Annotated in this window: 16 protein-coding genes; 7 read left to right on the top strand and 9 right to left on the bottom strand. The window is 44.0% G+C overall.

Annotation, left to right across the window (positions count from 1 at the left end):
• Position 1 precedes the first annotated feature (1 nt).
• Positions 2–691: a hypothetical protein gene (locus tag QI63_RS04615; protein WP_044014297.1), complete on the top strand. Its 690-nt coding sequence runs from the start codon at positions 2–4 to the stop codon at positions 689–691.
• Positions 692–761: 70 nt separating this feature from the next.
• On the opposite strand, the gene QI63_RS04610 is transcribed toward QI63_RS04615, so the two are convergent.
• From QI63_RS04610 to QI63_RS04580, 7 genes are all read right to left on the bottom strand, one after another.
• Positions 762–1,985, bottom strand: a complete 1,224-nt coding sequence (locus QI63_RS04610; RefSeq protein ID WP_044014295.1) for an ABC transporter permease — start codon at positions 1,983–1,985, stop codon at positions 762–764.
• A 5-nt stretch (positions 1,986–1,990) separates the two neighbouring features.
• Complete coding sequence (locus QI63_RS04605) at positions 1,991–3,214, bottom strand: ABC transporter permease (protein WP_044014293.1); 1,224 nt, start codon at positions 3,212–3,214, stop codon at positions 1,991–1,993.
• Positions 3,207–3,971, bottom strand: a complete 765-nt coding sequence (locus QI63_RS04600) for an ABC transporter ATP-binding protein (RefSeq protein WP_235619824.1) — start codon at positions 3,969–3,971, stop codon at positions 3,207–3,209. The genes QI63_RS04605 and QI63_RS04600 overlap by 8 nt, the downstream gene beginning before the upstream one ends.
• A 22-nt stretch (positions 3,972–3,993) precedes the next feature.
• Positions 3,994–4,992 carry an efflux RND transporter periplasmic adaptor subunit gene (locus QI63_RS04595; RefSeq protein ID WP_081984403.1) on the bottom strand — a complete coding sequence of 333 codons (999 nt, stop codon included), beginning with the start codon at positions 4,990–4,992 and terminating at the stop codon, positions 3,994–3,996.
• Positions 4,989–6,455, bottom strand: coding sequence for an ATP-binding protein (locus QI63_RS04590; protein ID WP_081984402.1), 1,467 nt, complete (start codon positions 6,453–6,455; stop codon positions 4,989–4,991). The genes QI63_RS04595 and QI63_RS04590 overlap by 4 nt, the downstream gene beginning before the upstream one ends.
• 66 nt (positions 6,456–6,521) lie before the next feature.
• Positions 6,522–7,970, bottom strand: a complete 1,449-nt coding sequence (locus tag QI63_RS04585) for a hypothetical protein (protein WP_044014289.1) — start codon at positions 7,968–7,970, stop codon at positions 6,522–6,524.
• 28 nt (positions 7,971–7,998) lie between these two features.
• The gene (locus QI63_RS04580) at positions 7,999–8,436 is read right to left on the bottom strand and encodes a GAF domain-containing protein (RefSeq protein WP_044014287.1); all 438 of its coding nucleotides are present in this window, start codon (positions 8,434–8,436) and stop codon (positions 7,999–8,001) included.
• 219 nt (positions 8,437–8,655) lie between these two features.
• On the opposite strand from QI63_RS04580, the gene QI63_RS04575 reads away from it, so the two are divergent.
• Both QI63_RS04575 and QI63_RS04570 read left to right on the top strand, forming a co-directional pair.
• Entirely contained in the window at positions 8,656–9,240 is a 585-nt protein-coding gene (locus QI63_RS04575) for a DUF3793 family protein (RefSeq protein ID WP_044014285.1), read from the top strand.
• A gap of 51 nt (positions 9,241–9,291) precedes the next feature.
• Entirely contained in the window at positions 9,292–9,717 is a 426-nt protein-coding gene (locus QI63_RS04570; RefSeq protein ID WP_044014283.1) for a flavodoxin, read from the top strand.
• Positions 9,718–9,768: 51 nt separating this feature from the next.
• Here QI63_RS04570 and QI63_RS04565 read toward each other — a convergent pair whose 3' ends face one another.
• Positions 9,769–10,938, bottom strand: a complete 1,170-nt coding sequence (locus tag QI63_RS04565) for a type III PLP-dependent enzyme (protein ID WP_044014281.1) — start codon at positions 10,936–10,938, stop codon at positions 9,769–9,771.
• 512 nt (positions 10,939–11,450) lie between these two features.
• On the opposite strand from QI63_RS04565, the gene QI63_RS04555 reads away from it, so the two are divergent.
• The 4 genes from QI63_RS04555 (at position 11,451) to QI63_RS04540 (ending at position 14,970) form a co-directional block, all read left to right on the top strand.
• Positions 11,451–11,894 carry an Hsp20/alpha crystallin family protein gene (locus QI63_RS04555; RefSeq protein ID WP_044014277.1) on the top strand — a complete coding sequence of 148 codons (444 nt, stop codon included), beginning with the start codon at positions 11,451–11,453 and terminating at the stop codon, positions 11,892–11,894.
• A gap of 293 nt (positions 11,895–12,187) precedes the next feature.
• A complete protein-coding gene (locus tag QI63_RS04550; RefSeq protein ID WP_044014275.1) occupies positions 12,188–12,664 on the top strand; it encodes a hypothetical protein in 477 nt (158 codons plus the stop codon).
• Between the two features lie 39 nt (positions 12,665–12,703).
• On the top strand, positions 12,704–14,425 hold the full coding sequence (gene malQ, locus QI63_RS04545) for a 4-alpha-glucanotransferase (RefSeq protein ID WP_044014273.1): 1,722 nt from the start codon (positions 12,704–12,706) through the stop codon (positions 14,423–14,425).
• A 44-nt stretch (positions 14,426–14,469) separates the two neighbouring features.
• Positions 14,470–14,970 carry a hypothetical protein gene (locus QI63_RS04540; RefSeq protein WP_044014271.1) on the top strand — a complete coding sequence of 167 codons (501 nt, stop codon included), beginning with the start codon at positions 14,470–14,472 and terminating at the stop codon, positions 14,968–14,970.
• Positions 14,971–15,006: 36 nt separating this feature from the next.
• On the opposite strand, the gene QI63_RS04535 is transcribed toward QI63_RS04540, so the two are convergent.
• Positions 15,007–16,878, bottom strand: coding sequence for an MFS transporter (locus QI63_RS04535; protein WP_044014269.1), 1,872 nt, complete (start codon positions 16,876–16,878; stop codon positions 15,007–15,009).
• Between the last annotated feature and the right edge of the window lie 147 nt (positions 16,879–17,025).

The raw sequence follows: 17,025 nt of genomic DNA, 5'->3' as shown, positions 1-17,025 counted from the left end.
GATGAAGCACCTGTCTTTTATCTGTCTGTTATCAGCTGTTTTACTGTACGCGTCATGTTCATTTAATACGCCGACTGTTGTACTGGTAAAAAAACAGCGGATATATAGCTATAATCAACAGGGGGCTTTAACGGAGCGGTTGGCCGTTTTTATGTTGCTTGAAGACGGTGACGGCAGAAATGATTATAAAGACTTGACGCTGCGTGAAGATACTACCGGTCTTGAATGGGCTCTTCATCGGGAAAACACCGTTTTTTTACAGGAAACAGGATATTCCAAGAATGCACAATGGGTCGGTTCAAATAAGTTTAAGTACCCCCGCCGTTTTTTTCCTGCGGGACAATATACGCTGAGCGCGTCCGACTTGGGCGGAAATAAAACGGAGACAACCTTTTCACTGCAAGCGCCGCAGATAATCACTTTTTTACCATTTGAATTTACACTGGAAAATGAGCAATGGACGCTGAACATTACCGATAGCAATGCGTGTTCATCTTTTTCATTGATTATGTTGAGTGCTGATTTACAACCTCTTACCGTATATCAACTGCAAACGAACGGCACGGACCGGCAAAACGGCGCGCTTACAATGTTTGAGAATAGACCCACGGATGCACGGTATATCCAGTGCTTTGGAGAAAATACAGATCAATCCATCGGCTTTCTTAGTACACCGCTCCCGTTGCCTTAGCCGGAATAAAACAGTTTAGATACCGGTATGAAGGAAGTCTATAAGCTGACTGTGTTTATAGGCTGCCATGTTAATCCGCCAATGCTTTAACCGGATCCAGCCGCGCGGCTTTAACCGCCGGTCGCAAACCGAAGAAAATACCGATGGTTATGGACACGGCAAATGCAATAACCGAACCGCTAATATTCGGGGAAAAGACCATCTTGAAATTGTCGGACTGAAAGACGGTTTGTACCAAAAGCATGCTAAGCCCTCCGCCAAGCAGCATACCGAATATGCCTCCCGTCAAACTCAACGTCGCGGACTCCACCAAGAACTGATTGCGTATTACCGCTTCGCTTGCGCCGAGCGCCTTGCGGATGCCGATTTCTTTTTTCCGCTCCGTTACGGTAACCAGCATAATATTCATAATGTTGATACCGCCGACCAGAAGTGACATAACTGCAATCACGGTAAGTACGACGCTGACCAGCCCGATTTGCGAATTGATTTGATTCATCAGATCTTTTTCCGAAAACGTCCATAAGGCGTTCTCTGTTTTGGCAAACGAATCGGAAAATGCCTTTATCTGCGTCGTTGCTTCGTCAATATATGCCGGATCGTAAATCTGCACCGAAGCGAGATCAGAATCATTTTTGCCGATACCCATATCCTCTGCAACAAATGACCGCGGCACCATAAAAGAACCGATACTGGAAAACCGATTGCGCGGCTTTACAACACCGCATACCTCAAACGAAAATGGAATAAACTGGCGTCCCTGATTATACGGAACGGTAAGCGTAACTCTTTTCCCGATAGCGTTTCCTTCGGGGAATAGCACCTTTGCTTCATCTTCAACCAGAATAATTTTATGCCGGCGATTCGCAAAATCATCAAGACTAAAACTCTTTCCATAAGACCATTCGTACCCGTTTGCTTCAAGCGCACCGTATTCAATACCGACTATCCGCTGATTTTTCAGATAAAACGAATTGTGCGACACTGTTGCGTTGAAAAAACCTGAATAAAATACGTTTTTTACGAGCGGTACATTTTTTTCTAATGCTTCACGGTATTTTTCAGTCAGTTTGATATGATGCTTTTGTTTATCAAAATCCCAGCGAGGCTCAATTTGAATCATATTCATCGCATCAAGGTTGAATAATTTCGCCATGCTTGCCTGCATAGAGCTGCCGATATTGCTGATAACCGTAACAACGGTAACGCCGATTGCAATCCCTAAAAGGGACAGTACCGTCCGCAATTTTTTGCTGCGGAAATTGCCGAACGCATTGATAAAATCTTCCCACATGGTGTTTATGTTTCCTCCAGCGCCTTGACCGGATCGAGTTTGCCGGCTTGCCATGCGGGGTATAGCCCGAAGAAAATGCCCGCTCCTGCGGAAATCAAAAACGCCATCAAGGCACCCCGCATATTGAACGATAATACAACGTCGCTTCCGCCTGAAAACTGAGATAAAATCGGCGTAACGGCGACAAGGCTGATTAAAAAACCTGCTGTAAGACCGATGCCTCCGCCGACAATGCTGATGGCTGCCGATTCCGTTAAGAACTGCGAAAGGATTGCTCCCGTCGTAGCGCCGATTGCTTTGCGGATGCCGATTTCCTGCCGCCGCTCCGCAACCGTTACGAGCATGATATTCATAATACCGACACCGCCTATCAACAGCGAAAGCCCTGCAATACCGGACAGCACAGCGGCAATCATCGCAAGACTGCTCTGAACCTGTTTTTGCATCGACTGCGCCGACCATATCCGTACCGCATTTTTACTGTTTGCATATTCGTCGGAGGCTGCTTTAATCGCCTCTTCAACAGCTTCGATATCCATTACGGTATCGTACAATTCAACATCAACCGAGTCAGCTTCCTTTCGGCCGAATTGCAGCCTTATAAATGAATGCGGTATCAATACAAACCGCTGCATCTGCCCTACCGTCGTCTGTTTTGTTTTGAGCACGCCGATAACCGTACACGTAAAAAGGAGCGGCGCAGCATTTCCATTGTCCACCGACAGCGTCAGCGTTTTACCTACGGCGCTTCCTTCCGGAAATAGGCCTTTGGCAATATCTTCCCCGATAATAACCTTCTGCGCACCGCTCATAAAATCCGAAGCGGTAAATCCCGTGCCGTATTCAAGATGCCATTTCTGCGCTTCCATATACCCGTATTCTACACCGAAACATTCCTTCGTGCCGGCGTTCAGGCGGCCACGCATGACCGCGGCATTAAACGAATCAAACCAAAAAACGCGTTTTATCTGCGGTATCTTTTTTTTCAGCATATCGGCATAGCGGTCGTTAAAAGTAATTGCAGAATTCCGCCACGACGAAGGCCACACGGCGACTATCGAACTGCTGAAATCCTTAAACACCAACGCAACGCTTGCTTCCAGCGAACGGCTTAAATTCATCGTAATAACAACCGAGCATACACCGATCATAATCCCTAAAAGCGAAAGGAGCGTGCGCATCTTATTGTGCCGGAAATTCTGCAATGCTGAAAGGATATCTTCAAACATGAGAGCCGTCCGCAGTGTCTGATGTATGCTTTTCTATATCTGTCCCGACAGCCGTATCCGTTGTACATACTTTCATCTCCGGCACCGCCGTGTCGGAGATGATTTTCCCGTCTTTAAGGTGGATGGAGCGCGGTGCCATTGCACCGATGTCAGGATCGTGAGTGACGATGATAACCGCCGTGCCTTGCCGGTTTATATCGAAAAAAAGATCGAGTACGGACTGCCCCGTTTCGGAATCCAGCGCTCCGGTCGGCTCGTCGGCAAGAATCAGTTTAGGCCGGGTTACAAGGGCGCGGGCAATGGCAACACGCTGTTTTTGTCCGCCCGACAGCTCGCTTGGACGGTGCTTGAGGCGGTTGCTCAATCCTACTTTGTCCAGCTCTTCGGCGGCAAGTTTCTTCCGTTCGGAGGCAGGCAGCCCCTGATACCGGAGCGGCAGCATCACGTTTTCGAGAATGGTAAGCGTAGGCAGAAGAAAATACTGCTGAAAGACAAACCCGATCGTTCTATTCCGCAAAAACGCCAAATCTTTTTCGGTCATTTCGGCAGTGTTTTCTCCGTCAACATAGATAGCGCCTGCCGTCGGACGGTCAAGGCAGCCGATCATATTCATACAGGTCGTTTTACCTGAACCGGACGGTCCCATAAGCGAAACAAAGCTCCCTTCCGGTATATCGAACGAGACGCTGCGCAAGGCATGTACTTCGTTTTCTCCCATAAAAAAGGTTTTTACCACCGAATCAAGGGAGACAATCATCCCTGGTTTCACTGCTCGTCTCCTAGAAATCTCTATCGTTGTTCGGCTTTGCTTGATTTTTCAGCACGTCGTTTTCCTGTACGCCGGAGAGAATCTTCACAAAGCCTTTAATATACGGTTCAACAGTTACCGCAATTTCCTGTGTGGTATTGCCATCGATTTTATCGACAAACGGCTTCCCTTCCACATAACGGATGGCGTCTTGCTCTACTATAAGCGCTTCGGAATCGGCGCCGGTTACGATGGTTCCGTTAAAAGAATAACCGGGAAGAATTTTCTCCGGCGGATTATCCAGCCGGATCAGCGTATCGACAACCGTCCGCCCAAGGCTGGTCAGCCGCGCTATTGCCGGATAGGAGATAACCTCCGCCTGCACTTTAATATCCGGTTCGGCGGGGAATGTCATATCAACCTTTTGTCCGACTGCAAGGCGGGACGCATCGCTTTCGGCAATTTCGACCGTGGCTTTAAGAAAACTGCGGTCAATCAGTGTGCCAAAGGTATCTTTGGCCTTGGCGTATTGTCCTTGCGAAATCGTGAAAGCTGCAACAATGCCGTCAAATTTAGCATACACTTTGCGATCGGCGAGCTGTTTTTCCAGAAGCCGCAATTCCTGTTCCATCAAGCTCAACTTCTGCGAAGAACCGTTTATTTGCTCTTGTTTTATTGCAAATGACTGCCGGGCAACATCATAGCTTTGTTTATCGGTATCAAGCGCAAACAAGAGTGCTCCTTTTTTTACTTTATTACCTTCTTTTACCAGCACCTGTTCGATAAACCCCTCGCCGGGCGCTTCTAAAACCTGCGTCTGTGCCGCTTCGATATAACCGGACACCTCAATTTGATTGTGTTCGATTTCCTTTTTTACCGTTAAAGGTGGTAAATCACCTGTTTTTGTGCTTTTAGGCTTCATAAAAATATACCAGCCGCCTACTAACGCCGCTATGCATACAATAACAATAATTCTCGTTTTCCGCGATTTTCGCTGCCGTGTCGTCAGCGGCTTTTTATTGATACTCATCGTGTCCTCCAATTATATTTTTTAATCTCCCAATATCCGGAACGGTTATTCCCAGCTCTTTTGATATATCCTTGTTCTTTTAATGTTGCAATTGTACGTTCGACCGTCCGGGTCGTTACCTCAAGTTTTTCACTGATTTCTTTTTGCGTGCTCTTGGGGTATTGTATCAGAAAATGCAATACTCTTTGGATAACAGTATCATCAGTAGAAGTACCGACAGCGGTATTCATGTCGGTATTCATGTCGGTATTCATGTCGGTATTCATGTCGGTATTCATGCGATATTCATACCGTTTATCATAGAATCTCTGCGGCTTCTCCCATACGACACCGGTATGTATCTCTTTTTTACAGCATTCAAACATCACCATAATATCTTCTGGGTGTACAGTGTACTTGGGTATAGGAGTGTCGTGTTCAATACATGCCTCACAGATTTTTTCGATACCGCGCCCCCATGTTTCTATTAAACCGGCTCTGAAAAAACCATTCGCAATATTCGGATTAAATGGTTTTGAACGATGCTTACTCATCAGTGTATCGACTGTCCAGCCTGCAGGCAGGATACAGTCGTTGGAAATATATAATTTATCTTTATATACGCTAATCTGGATAGGAATCTGAGTTGCATAATTTTTGTGAACAATCGCATTATACACCGCCTCCCTAATTGCGGCTTTAGGGAACGGATATGTTTCAATACGGGTAACACCTTCATACGTGATATCAGCTGTCAAATATTTTGTAAACAATAAATCGATTACTTTTTCCGCTTGACTAATCAATGACCCGTGAATTTCATCCATATATGCAATATCGGTATTGGATTTAAAATAACCGACTTTGATATACGCGCCATTAATCCATTTTTCAGGGTCTTGATAAAATAACATCATACCAGCTCTTAAAATATGCCCGTCTTTGACAAGACCTAAATGATCCAACAACTGCGCATCGGTTATCTGCAAATCTTTCTCGTCCATCCTTTTACTTAGGAGTGCTTGATTACGAAAAAGAGCAAAACTGTCGTGCCAGAAATCCTTCATATCAAGTTTTTCCATCGGAACACTATCCCAAGTAAGTCCCGTACGCTCAAACAGAAATTGCGTAAGAGCAGCGCCTTTGAGCAACTGTTTTGTACTGCCGCTGCGATAATGATATTCCCCTTTATAATTAACCGGATATGAACTCGGAGAAACACTGATCTCTAAATACTCTTTAGTATGGCTGGTATGTAAATTTACATCGACAATGATGCCTAATACGTCTCGTACTTTATTGGGAATATCCGTCAGCAGTTTTTTTGCATTTTTTAGGCCGACCGTCTCACCCTTATCATCTTTACCGATATATATTTTGCCTCCTTGCGCATTTGCAAAGCCGCATATCCATTTGAGGTACTCTTCCTTCCATTCAGCTTTCCATTCTACATTCTGTTGTTCTTTATGCTTTTCCGTTTTCATAATTCTTTGCCTTATAAGAACCTCTCATTAGAGGCTGTCCTTAGATTTATTCCTGATAGTATTGCATTATCGCTTTTCAAACAGCAGCGCCGTATCGATATTGAAAATCATAACGGCTGTTTTAGCCTTTGCATAGCGGACTTCCGCTTTTTTATACTCAAGTTCTGCTTGCAGGCTTTCAACCTTGCTGATAACACCGTTGCGGTACCATTGGGCATGGTCATCGGCATTTTGCTTATAGATGCTTAATTCATCCGCTGTCGCCGTTTGCTGCCATATCATCTGCTCCTTCGCTGTTTTATTGGTATGGAGCTGTTTTTGATACTGTTCCTTTGCATCTTCAATTTTAAGCCGCTCAATCGCATCTTCAAGCTCTGCATTTTTTTTATCGAGTTTCCGATACTGAATCGAAAAAGGATTCCAGCTGAATGACAGTTTAATTGCCGTGTTTTTAGGATCGGAAAGCGGAACCTCGACGCCGGTGTACGCCTTCCCTCCGGGGAATTGCATACTCAATCCGCCTAAGACGGAATGCTCATTTTTTGCGGAGGCGTTGCCGATTTTCGTATTACGCAATTTATAACCGGCATCTGCCCCGATGGAAAACGGAGACAGCTCAATATCCCGTTTAGCCGCATTTTGAGTATGCTGCTGTTCCGCTTCAACAAGTTTTTTATAAGCAGTTTGAGGATACTGTTCAATATCCGTGGCCTTTTGTATGGGGATGGAATCCCGTAGCGACGTTAAAAACGTTTGAGGTGCCTCATCGGTTGAAAGTCCGCAGCTTTCCGCAAAAACATGGTATGACGCCGAAAAGTTAAAATCCGCATTCTGATGTTCCCGTTTTGCACCCAACCGCTCTAAATTGGCCGTACGCATTTTTGTAGAACTGTCGGCATAGCCTTGTGCCTTTGTTTGATTATATTGAATCTCAGCTTTTACTTCGCTCAGTTCTTTATCAAGCAGTGTTGTATAATCGTCCAAAAGCTGCTGAATATCTTGAAGGAACTGCTTTTCAGCAAGCGCCAAACCTTCTTCTTTTGCTCGCCGCGCTTGATCTGCCGCGGATTGCGCAAGGTTAAGCGTATATTTTTTTGCTTCTGCATTTTTGGAATAGATATCGGTAGACACAGAAACCTCGGTGCCGGTTTCTTGCCGCTGCCCTACTTTACTGTACGGTACGCTCAGTTTTATGCCTGTATTATTGTACGAAGGTAATGCGATATTTGCATACGGTTCGGTTGTAATACCTCGTTTATTCGCATCCGTATTAAGAACAAGCTGCGTATTTCCGCTGCCGACTTCCATTGTTACTAACGATTCGGTTTTTGCTTTTTCTGCTTTATTGGCTGCAATATCCGCCTGCATTTGCAGCTGCCGGTAATGGCTGTCGTGTTCAACACGGTACTGTAAGAGTTTTTGATACACTGAATCTTGAGCCGCCCCTGTTTCCGTTTGAGCAAAAAGGGCAATGGCCGCGGATAGACATATCGTTATACAAGCAATCTTTTTCATAGAGGCGAATAACTCCTTGCAGCAGTTTTTATAATTTTTGGGAAAATATCTCGGCAATAGCCTCGATAAGGCGCTTGTCAGCATCGGTAAAATGATCGTACTTGGGTGCATCGAGATCAATTACACCGAATAAAATACCATTGTGAATAATCGGTACAACTAATTCGCTTTTGCTTGCTGCATCACAGGCAATATGCCCTGGAAAAGCGTGTACATCGGGTACCATGATCGTTTTTCGACTGACTGCACAATGACCGCAGACGCCTTTTCCATGACTAATTCGATAGCAAGCCGGTCGGCCTTGAAATGGCCCCAGTACCAATTCATCACCTTTCATTTGATAAAAACCTGCCCAGTTTAAACCGGAGAGATTTTCCATAATAAAAGCGCTGGTATTTGCCATTACCGCGATAATATCGGCTTCGCTTTCGATTAATGAGTGATATTGAGCTAATTTTTCTTTCATTGGGTTGCTCCTACTTTTATCTTTAACCAAGGGAAACCGTTTTTAATACGGTTAGCAGTGTTTCTTTGGATAGTATAATATTATTTATAATATAATATATTGTCAAGTATAATATTCAAGCATTTAAAGCCGTCTCATCAGCACAAATTGGTGCATTTGCTCGAAAATCGCTGTTGCTTCCAGTTGACATTTTTCGGGTTCTATGCTCATAATAAGAATATGTTACCGTACGCTTACGTTGAGGCAGCCCTTGCTCGTCATGCCGCCCCCTGTCTGGCAGGAATTAAGCCGGCGAATCTCGTGTCGTTTCCAAGTGCCGATATTCAATGGTGCGATGCTTATAATGCAATGCTAAATGACCAAGGAATATATTTTACTCCGATTTGCGTATGCGAAGATCGTGCTCAAGTATTAGTATATCGGAAGGATTTGCTTGCTCATTTTTGCTGCCAGCCGAAAGTGTTTGCAGCGCTACGGTATTTCGGGTATCAGCCGGAATGCGGGCTTGATGCAATTATTATACGATTAAAAGAGCGGATGTCTGGTTTTATAGGAACACGGAGCAGAGAGCAAGGAAAAAACTTTCCGCATGAGATCGGCCTTTTTTTAGGCTATCCTGCCGACGATGTAATGCAGTATGTAAGAACGGGGGGACAAAATTGTCTGTTTTGCGGGTATTGGAAGGTATACAGCAATCCGGAACAGGCATTACAAGTGTTTCATCAATATACGGAATGTAAAGAGCGTTTTGCTTTACAGATAAAGAGCGGCATGACTATCTTTGAGATAGTTTGTGTTGCCTAACAGTAGAATAATACTTATATTATTCTCATCACACTTTATAAGGAGTTTTCTATGGCAAAAGTTGCAGTAGTATTTTGGAGCGGAACCGGTCATACCGAAAAAATGGCTCATTGTATTATGGACGGACTGAAAGCAGGCGGAGCAGAGGCGGAATTATTCACTGTTTCGCAGTTCAGTGCGGACAAATTAGATAGTTATGACAAAATCGCCTTCGGCTGCCCTGCGATGGGGTCTGAGGAACTTGAACCGGATGAATTTGAACCGTTCTTTGCTTCTATCGAAAATAAGCTTTCAGGACGCAAAATCGCGCTGTTCGGGTCTTACGAATGGGCGGATGGCGAATGGATGCAGACTTGGGTAGAACGGGCAAAGCGTGATGGAGCCGATGTGTTTGAAGAAGGACTCATTGCTTATGACGATCCCGATGAAGAGGCACAGAAAAAGTGCAAGGAATTCGGCGAACGCTTTGCGAAATAACCGTACAATGCGGTAATAGACGGCACAAAGAACTTTTCTTTGTGCCGTTTTTTATTTCATAATATAGGTTTTAAGCGGAGGAAAGCCGTTAAACTCCACAGATGCATAACTTGCCGTATATGCACCGGCACTCAGAAAGTAGACCCTATCCCCCGGTTTAAGATTAATTGGAAGTTGGTATTTATGCTTTTCATACATAATATCCATACTATCACAGGTCGGTCCTGCAAGAATCACCTCACCGCGTCTACTGCAATTTGAATCCTTTGAGGTTATGATAGGATACTTAATACTTTCGTTCAGTGTTTCCACTAATCCGTTAAAAACGCCGGCATCAACATAGACCCAACGCTGCAAAGCTGTATTGTTCTTTCGCGAAACGGTGATAACTTCGGTAACAAGAACGCCGGCGTCGCCAACCATAGACCGTCCCGGTTCAAGGATGATACGGGGACGTTCATCGCCGAAATCGTCGTCAAGATATCGATTGATTTCGCTTGCATATTCGGAAAGCTCATTGGTCGGCACAACATACGAAGCAGGAAATCCGCCGCCCATATTGATCATCTTGAGTTCAATGTCTTCTTCTTCTTCAAGAGAGCTCATCAGATACTTTGTTTTTGCAATAGCATCGTCCCATTGCCCGATATCCCGCTGCTGGCTGCCGACATGGAATGAAATACCATAAGGAATAAGCCCCAGTTCTTTCGCTAAAATACAGAGATCGTAGGCCATATCGGGATGGCAGCCGAACTTACGGGAAAGCGGCCAGTCGGCGCTATTGGTGTTTTCAACCAAGATGCGGACATAGACATGCGATTTGGGTGCATATTTTGCGAGGTTTTTTAAATCATCTTTACTGTCGGTAACGAATAGTCGAACGCCTTTTTCATAAAAATAGGCAATATCCTTTGCTTTTTTGATCGTATTGCCATAACTGAGACGGTCAGGGGTTATCCCTAGGGCAAGAATCTTATCAAGTTCATAACGTGAGGCAATGTCAAAGTTTGCTCCCAGCTCAATGAGAAGCTTTAAAACTTCCTCATGAGGATTTGCCTTCACCGCATAATAAATATCAGCAGTGGAAAAGAACTTCTTTAATTCAAGATAATTTTTTTTAATTCGATCTAAATTGATAACAACACAGGGCGTTTCAAGTTTTTCGGAAAACTGCAGCAGCCTTTTCCATTCGGTTTCGCTAAGATAATCGGTTACATTCATGCCCGCCTCCGGATGCGTCTCTGGGACTATGGTGATATTAACATAGCTTTCGCTATAAGAGAGGTATTACCATAATCATATTGTTTTTATCTGTCAACAAATGAATAAGAGATAGTATAACCGATTTTTTCTGTTTTTAAAGAGAAAAATAGAAAAAAAGAGCAATAGTTACGACGCTGTCAAATATGTTTCATAATGACACAGTATTTTATTTATATCAAAAATATTGACCCAATATGGTATATAAAATGACACAGTGTGCCGGAAAAAGAGCGTAATCAGGGGTTGAAATGCTGTTTGAGTTTCGAAAAATTGAGAAAAGAACCGGTTTTGAACCTGTTTTAACTGCTGTTTGTACTGTATACGCTGAATTATTGTGGAAAAACAGCCATATACACCGAGGTTTTTTGTAATTAAACTTGGCACGCTGATTGCTTAATAATAAGTGAAGTTGAAAAACTTCAAGGACTTTCTAAAAGTCCTATTATTACGAAGCCTTTTGGAGGAAAACTATGAACTCACTAAGTATTTTTAATCCCTTATTTGCGGACTCTATGCTTGACTCATTAAATCACGACAACTCCCATTTCGGCGTTTTCAGTCCGTTGGCGAATGCAACTTATCCGACTGTTGACGTACGCGAAACAAGCGGCGCCTATATTATGGACATCGATCTTCCCGGTTATACGGAAAAAGATGTTACTATTCACTTAAAAGAACGCGTTTTGACGGTTGCTTCCAGCCATGAGGAAACAAAAGAGACGGAAGAAAAACCCAACGGTGAACAATTCCTTATCCGTGAACGCACACAACGCCGTTTTGTCAGACGGTTTACGCTACCCGAAGATATCGACCAAGACAAGGTTGAAGCCGGCTTTAAAAACGGCGTGTTAACCGTCAATATACCGCGCAAGGAGATTGCTCCCCGCCGGCAGATTGCGATAAAATCAAACTAAGGGGTTCCCGATCAATCGGAATTGCGATTGACCGAAGCCGTAGAAACTAAGTGAAAAGCCCTCTGCATGATAAGTATGCGGAGGGCTTTTTTTTCGAAATATCAATCGTATCTATTCGTATAATACCGAAGGTATACGTTATATCATAAAAACACTCTTTTTTAATCTAAACAGATACAGGTTATCAATATGATACCGCTGCCGCATTATCTTTTCATAAACCGAAAAGTGTGGTACATTCTTTCAGTATAGAGCGTCTCGAAAACTTTGAGATTTTTAATGGGAGGTCATATATGAAATTGCAGAAAAACACGCAACGGATCGTATTATCAATAGTTCTTGCCTTGTGTTGGGTTTGTCTGTCATCTTGCCAAACGGCAAATAATGCTGCTAAGGCAAAAGAAAAGCCCCGCACGTCTACCGAAAATACAAATTCAAAAGCCGGTTTATATCATGCCATGGCAGAAGGGGTAACGAAGCAATGCCCTCTGGAAATTGATGAAGCAACCACTCTCACAAAGCTCGAGTACAAAGAGGAACAGCATGCGCTTGTATACACATATCTTTTTTCCGGCGGTGTTTATGAAGACATGACTGAACAAATGTGGGGCGTTGTACAGAAATCAGTAGAAAATATGGTAAAAGAAAAACTGAAAACAAACCAAATGATCTATCAAATAAGAAAAGACGGTATTACCGTGATTTATATCTATATGGATAAAAACGGCAAAGAATTATTTTCCATAGCGCTTCTGCCCGGCGAATATTAATAGAAATACTTGAACTTTAATCTGCCTACCGGAGGTATTATGACCCAAAAGCTTTTAAACCGCTCGGCAGGAATTCTGCTGCACCCGACTTCCCTCCCCAGTAATGAAGGAATAGGAACTCTTGGAAAATCTGCATATAATTTTATCGATTGGCTTCATTCCGCGCATATACGGCTATGGCAGGTATTGCCTCTCGGTCCGACCGGTTATGGGGATTCTCCCTATGCGGCATTTTCGAGCTTTGCCGGGAACCCGCTGTTGATCGACTTGGACACACTTTCGGAGCAAGGATATTTGACTGCCGATGATATCAAGTTACCGGAGTACCTCTCTACAAATGGTAATATCGACTTTGGTTCGGTAGTCTATTGGAAAATACCGCTCTTAAAAAAAGCCGCATCGGCATTTCTTAATAGGATTAAAGACGGTGGTGCCGCCGGTGCAGAATTGAAAGCGGCCTTCCGGCGTTTTCAAAAGGCGAATAAACATCTTGACGACTATGCGCTCTTCATGTCGATTAAAGAAGTATACGATGCGCAGGCAGCTCAAGAAGGTGTATCCGGAAAATTGTGGAACAACTATTGGCCGAAGGCACTTGCCTGCCGCGACATAGAGACATTAAAACGTTGGGCGCAGGAACATCGGCACGAGATTGACCGCTATAAGGCTATTCAATTTTTCTTTTTTGAACAGTGGACGCGGCTTCGGCACTATGCGAATGAAAAAGGTATTTCGATTATCGGGGATATCCCGATTTTCGTAGCCCCTGATTCTTCTGATGTATGGGCGAATCAAAAACTTTTCCAGCTGGATGAAAACGGTGTACCGACAGCGGTTGCCGGAGTACCGCCCGACTATTTTAGCGCAACGGGACAGCTATGGGGAAACCCGCTCTATAATTGGGAGGCGATGAAGGCCGATAAATACCGCTGGTGGATTGACCGCATTGATGCATGTTTGGAACTCGTCGATTATATCCGTATCGATCACTTCCGGGGCTTTGAAGCGTATTGGGCGGTACCCTTCGGCGCTCCGACTGCGGAAAACGGCGAATGGCTGCCCGGCCCCGATCATCATTTTTTTGAAGCGGTACAGCGCGCATTGCTCAAAAAGAACAGTGAATATGCCAAAGGTTTGCCGATTATTGCCGAAGACCTTGGGGTTATTACCCCGCAGGTGGAGCGTCTTCGCGACGACTTCCGGTTGCCGGGAATGAAAATCTTACAATTCGCCTTTAGCGCCGCAGAGGTACGGGAAGTAGGCTTTACCGATGCCTTTTTACCGCACCGGTATACGCAAAATGCTGTCGTGTACACCGGTACTCATGACAACACTACATTGCGGGCATGGCTCGACACACTCTCACGGGATGATTTTGAAGTACTGTTGTTCTACCTCTACGGTGAAAAACCTGCCGTAGAATTGCTCGACGAGCTGTTTTCGGCGGAGTATACCGCAGCACGGCACGGCACGTCCGATGCGGTGTCTCCTGCAGTAGACGACGGGACAGCCTTGCAAGCCGCTGCTTTTAAAGACGACCTCTGTGCCGAGCTGATTAAGCAAGCGTTTTTCTCGGTAGCAGTCTTTGCCGTTATTCCGTTCCAAGACCTGTATGCACTGGGGGCAGAGGCGCGCATGAACGAACCTTCTACCCTTGGGAAAAACTGGACATGGCGCATGCCGCGCGGTTTGCTTACCCCGGAATGTGCCGAATGGCTGAGCGATTTAGTTATTGCATCCGGCAGGTGCGGGAAGATATAGTTACAGAGTCTTTATTTTGACAATCTAAATGGAGAAATGATCTTATGAACGCGTTTTTAGAATCTCTTTATAGCGATTCACGGAATGAGAAAGTTCCGCAAGACCGAGATATATTCGGTGCACTTATCGGTACATGGAACATCCTGTGGATAGATCATTTGGACTCCGCCGAAATGCGAAGTGTTAAGGGAGAATGGTTGTTTTCACGGGTACTTGATGGAACCGCAGTTCAAGACACGTTTATCGTCCCCTCCCGGAATGAAAGAAAGATACACCCCCAGCCCGATGCGGAATATGGTACAACAATCAGAATTTACAATCCTAAAACCGGACTATGGGATATATTTTACGGGTGTATGGGTGGGGCATTCCAGCTTACCGCTGAAAAACACGGTGATGAAATTATCCTCACCGAAAATACCGACCATGCTATGCGATACATATTTTCCGATATTACTCAATCGTCATTTAAGTGGAGAAAAGAAATACTCACCGATGAAAAAAATTGGCAAATTATTGCTAAGGTAGAAGCGATGAGGGGGTAACCGACACGGCTATCGCACTTTTCACGTGTACTCCCTTCAGCAATACTTTTTCCCGATTAATAATTCGCATACGGCTTTTGTCTTTGCATCGGCATCTTCTTTTTTTCCGCCGGATTCAAGTCGTTTGATTTCATTCAAAATGATTTGATGATTTTCCGGTGTAACTTTAAATTGCGAAGCAAACAAAATGCCGAGCAGCAGCATACAAACCGGCAGCACAATAAACATCAATCTGATTTTATTGAGTGTTTCTTGTTTTTGCAGCGGCTTTTGAACCTGCCCAATGCCCGAATACTTAAAATCAATCGTATCCAATAACACCTTCAAATCATATAAATCGGATTTTGTATAAAACTCAGGCGGAGCTCTTTTTTTATAACTGTTTCCGTCTTTCTTGTACGCAGACACTACAAGAAATTTATTATCGGCTTGAGTAAAGTCTCCGGTATGAAACGACGGTACGATAAAATCATCAAAGATATTTATCGGAATCTCTGTAAAAGAAACAGTGTTTTCAAAAAAAGCAGTTGTCTCAGCACTCGCAGTATTTTTGTGTTTTTTGTAAACATTTTTTATTATGCCGTCGGTATCTTTACTGATATATTTTAGATGCAGGTTGCCGTCTTCATACAAAGTGTAATATTTTTCTATTTCCGAAAACGGTGTCGCGGTATTTTTACAGAGCGCTTCGGCTTCTGCAAATTGGCTTTGCGTTAAAATTGAAGGTACCGGATTTTTATATCCTATTTTGCTCAATCCAACGCCGATGGTCGGCATAATAATTAAGCCTAAAAATAACTTTCGCGAAAGCGTCATCGCCGCCGAATAGGTACCTGCCCGCTGCTTCCCGCTCATCACGCGGTCTATATCGGAAATAAACGGCAGCAGCTGATGCGGTATTAAGTTATTCGCCGATATACCTATTCCCATAAGTACCATATTCAGTATTACCCAAACACTACCGGAAGTAGGAGTGTGCAGCCCCATCAATAAAATAGCGAGGATGAATACGGTAAGCGCTGTAGTGTAGACAGGCTTATGTCCTTTCCGATTGATAAAATAGCTGTGCACCGGTAAGGCTGCCATCATAGTAATGAGAAGGCTTCCCTGCGCAATGACAAAGATGCTGCCCTTATTTAAATAGTCAACAATATAAAAGAGCACAAACGACATAAAGATATCAAGTGCACCGAAAGAACACACGTACATCGTAATGTGAATTCTGCATGACTTATTTTGAAATAGCGACAAGAAATTTTTTATAAACGACTGAGTCGATTTTTTTCCAGCTTCATCTTGAGGAAGTTCCCATGTTTCAACATAGAGCGGAATCCACGGGAGTGCAAAGATGAGCGCAAATACGCAGCCCATGATAAAATACCCTTGGGCACTTCCGTTGAAATGATCGATAATAGGCTGCGCTAATAGCCCGCCGAGCAGCGTTGCAACAAACGAAAACATCAGACGAGTGCTGTTCAGTTTATTCCGCTCCGAAAAATCTTTTGTTATTTCGGCGCTGAGCGCTGCATATGGAATATAAGACACGGTGGAAACAGTAAAAAAGATGATATAGGCAACGGTATAAAAAATAAATTTTCCCGTTTGACTTTCTATCGTAACCGGAAACCAGATCAGAATAAACGATAGAGCTATCGGAAGAATGGAAACCAAAAACCACACGCGCCGCTTTCCGAACCGTGTCTGCGGCGTGTTATCGGCAATATATCCCATCATCGGGTCGGAAACTGCATCCCACACCTTACCGATCGCCGGAATTAACCCTGCCAACGCCGGATGCAGCCCGATAACGTTTACCAAATAATACATTGAAAATGTCGTAACAATAAAAAAGCAGCCGCCGCCGTACAAATCCCCGCCGCCATAGGCAAGGTATGTACGCCATGTCATTTTTCTTTCCTTTATATTCATGCGTCTATGATACAATAAGGTTTCTTCTATTACAATCAGTCTTTTGAAATATAGACAAATTCTTCGTCTATTATCTTTTTTGTTCAGTTCTTCGACGTTTTATCATTGACAGTGAACAAAAACTGA

Origin of the sequence: Treponema sp. OMZ 838, assembly GCF_000775995.1 — a bacterium.
In the GTDB taxonomy this organism is placed as follows: Bacteria; Spirochaetota; Spirochaetia; order Treponematales; family Treponemataceae; genus Treponema.
The sequence above is the reverse complement of the archived record's forward strand: the minus strand, read 5'-3'. Positions and strand labels throughout refer to the sequence as shown.

Excerpts from the sequence above, each read along its gene's own strand:
- QI63_RS04605 (WP_044014293.1), bottom strand. The coding sequence starts at position 3,214 with ATGTTTGAAGATATCCTTTCAGCATTGCAGAATTTCCGGCACAATAAG.
- QI63_RS04615 (WP_044014297.1), top strand. The coding sequence starts at position 2 with ATGAAGCACCTGTCTTTTATCTGTCTGTTATCAGCTGTTTTACTGTAC.
- QI63_RS04570 (WP_044014283.1), top strand. The coding sequence starts at position 9,292 with ATGGCAAAAGTTGCAGTAGTATTTTGGAGCGGAACCGGTCATACCGAA.
- malQ (WP_044014273.1), top strand. The coding sequence starts at position 12,704 with ATGACCCAAAAGCTTTTAAACCGCTCGGCAGGAATTCTGCTGCACCCG.
- QI63_RS04535 (WP_044014269.1), bottom strand. The coding sequence starts at position 16,878 with ATGACATGGCGTACATACCTTGCCTATGGCGGCGGGGATTTGTACGGC.
- QI63_RS04600 (WP_235619824.1), bottom strand. The coding sequence starts at position 3,971 with ATGATTGTCTCCCTTGATTCGGTGGTAAAAACCTTTTTTATGGGAGAA.
- QI63_RS04595 (WP_081984403.1), bottom strand. The coding sequence starts at position 4,992 with ATGAGTATCAATAAAAAGCCGCTGACGACACGGCAGCGAAAATCGCGG.
- QI63_RS04540 (WP_044014271.1), top strand. The coding sequence starts at position 14,470 with ATGAACGCGTTTTTAGAATCTCTTTATAGCGATTCACGGAATGAGAAA.
- QI63_RS04610 (WP_044014295.1), bottom strand. The coding sequence starts at position 1,985 with ATGTGGGAAGATTTTATCAATGCGTTCGGCAATTTCCGCAGCAAAAAA.
- QI63_RS04550 (WP_044014275.1), top strand. The coding sequence starts at position 12,188 with ATGAAATTGCAGAAAAACACGCAACGGATCGTATTATCAATAGTTCTT.
- QI63_RS04585 (WP_044014289.1), bottom strand. The coding sequence starts at position 7,970 with ATGAAAAAGATTGCTTGTATAACGATATGTCTATCCGCGGCCATTGCC.
- QI63_RS04590 (WP_081984402.1), bottom strand. The coding sequence starts at position 6,455 with ATGAAAACGGAAAAGCATAAAGAACAACAGAATGTAGAATGGAAAGCT.
- QI63_RS04580 (WP_044014287.1), bottom strand. The coding sequence starts at position 8,436 with ATGAAAGAAAAATTAGCTCAATATCACTCATTAATCGAAAGCGAAGCC.
- QI63_RS04555 (WP_044014277.1), top strand. The coding sequence starts at position 11,451 with ATGAACTCACTAAGTATTTTTAATCCCTTATTTGCGGACTCTATGCTT.
- QI63_RS04575 (WP_044014285.1), top strand. The coding sequence starts at position 8,656 with ATGTTACCGTACGCTTACGTTGAGGCAGCCCTTGCTCGTCATGCCGCC.
- QI63_RS04565 (WP_044014281.1), bottom strand. The coding sequence starts at position 10,938 with ATGAATGTAACCGATTATCTTAGCGAAACCGAATGGAAAAGGCTGCTG.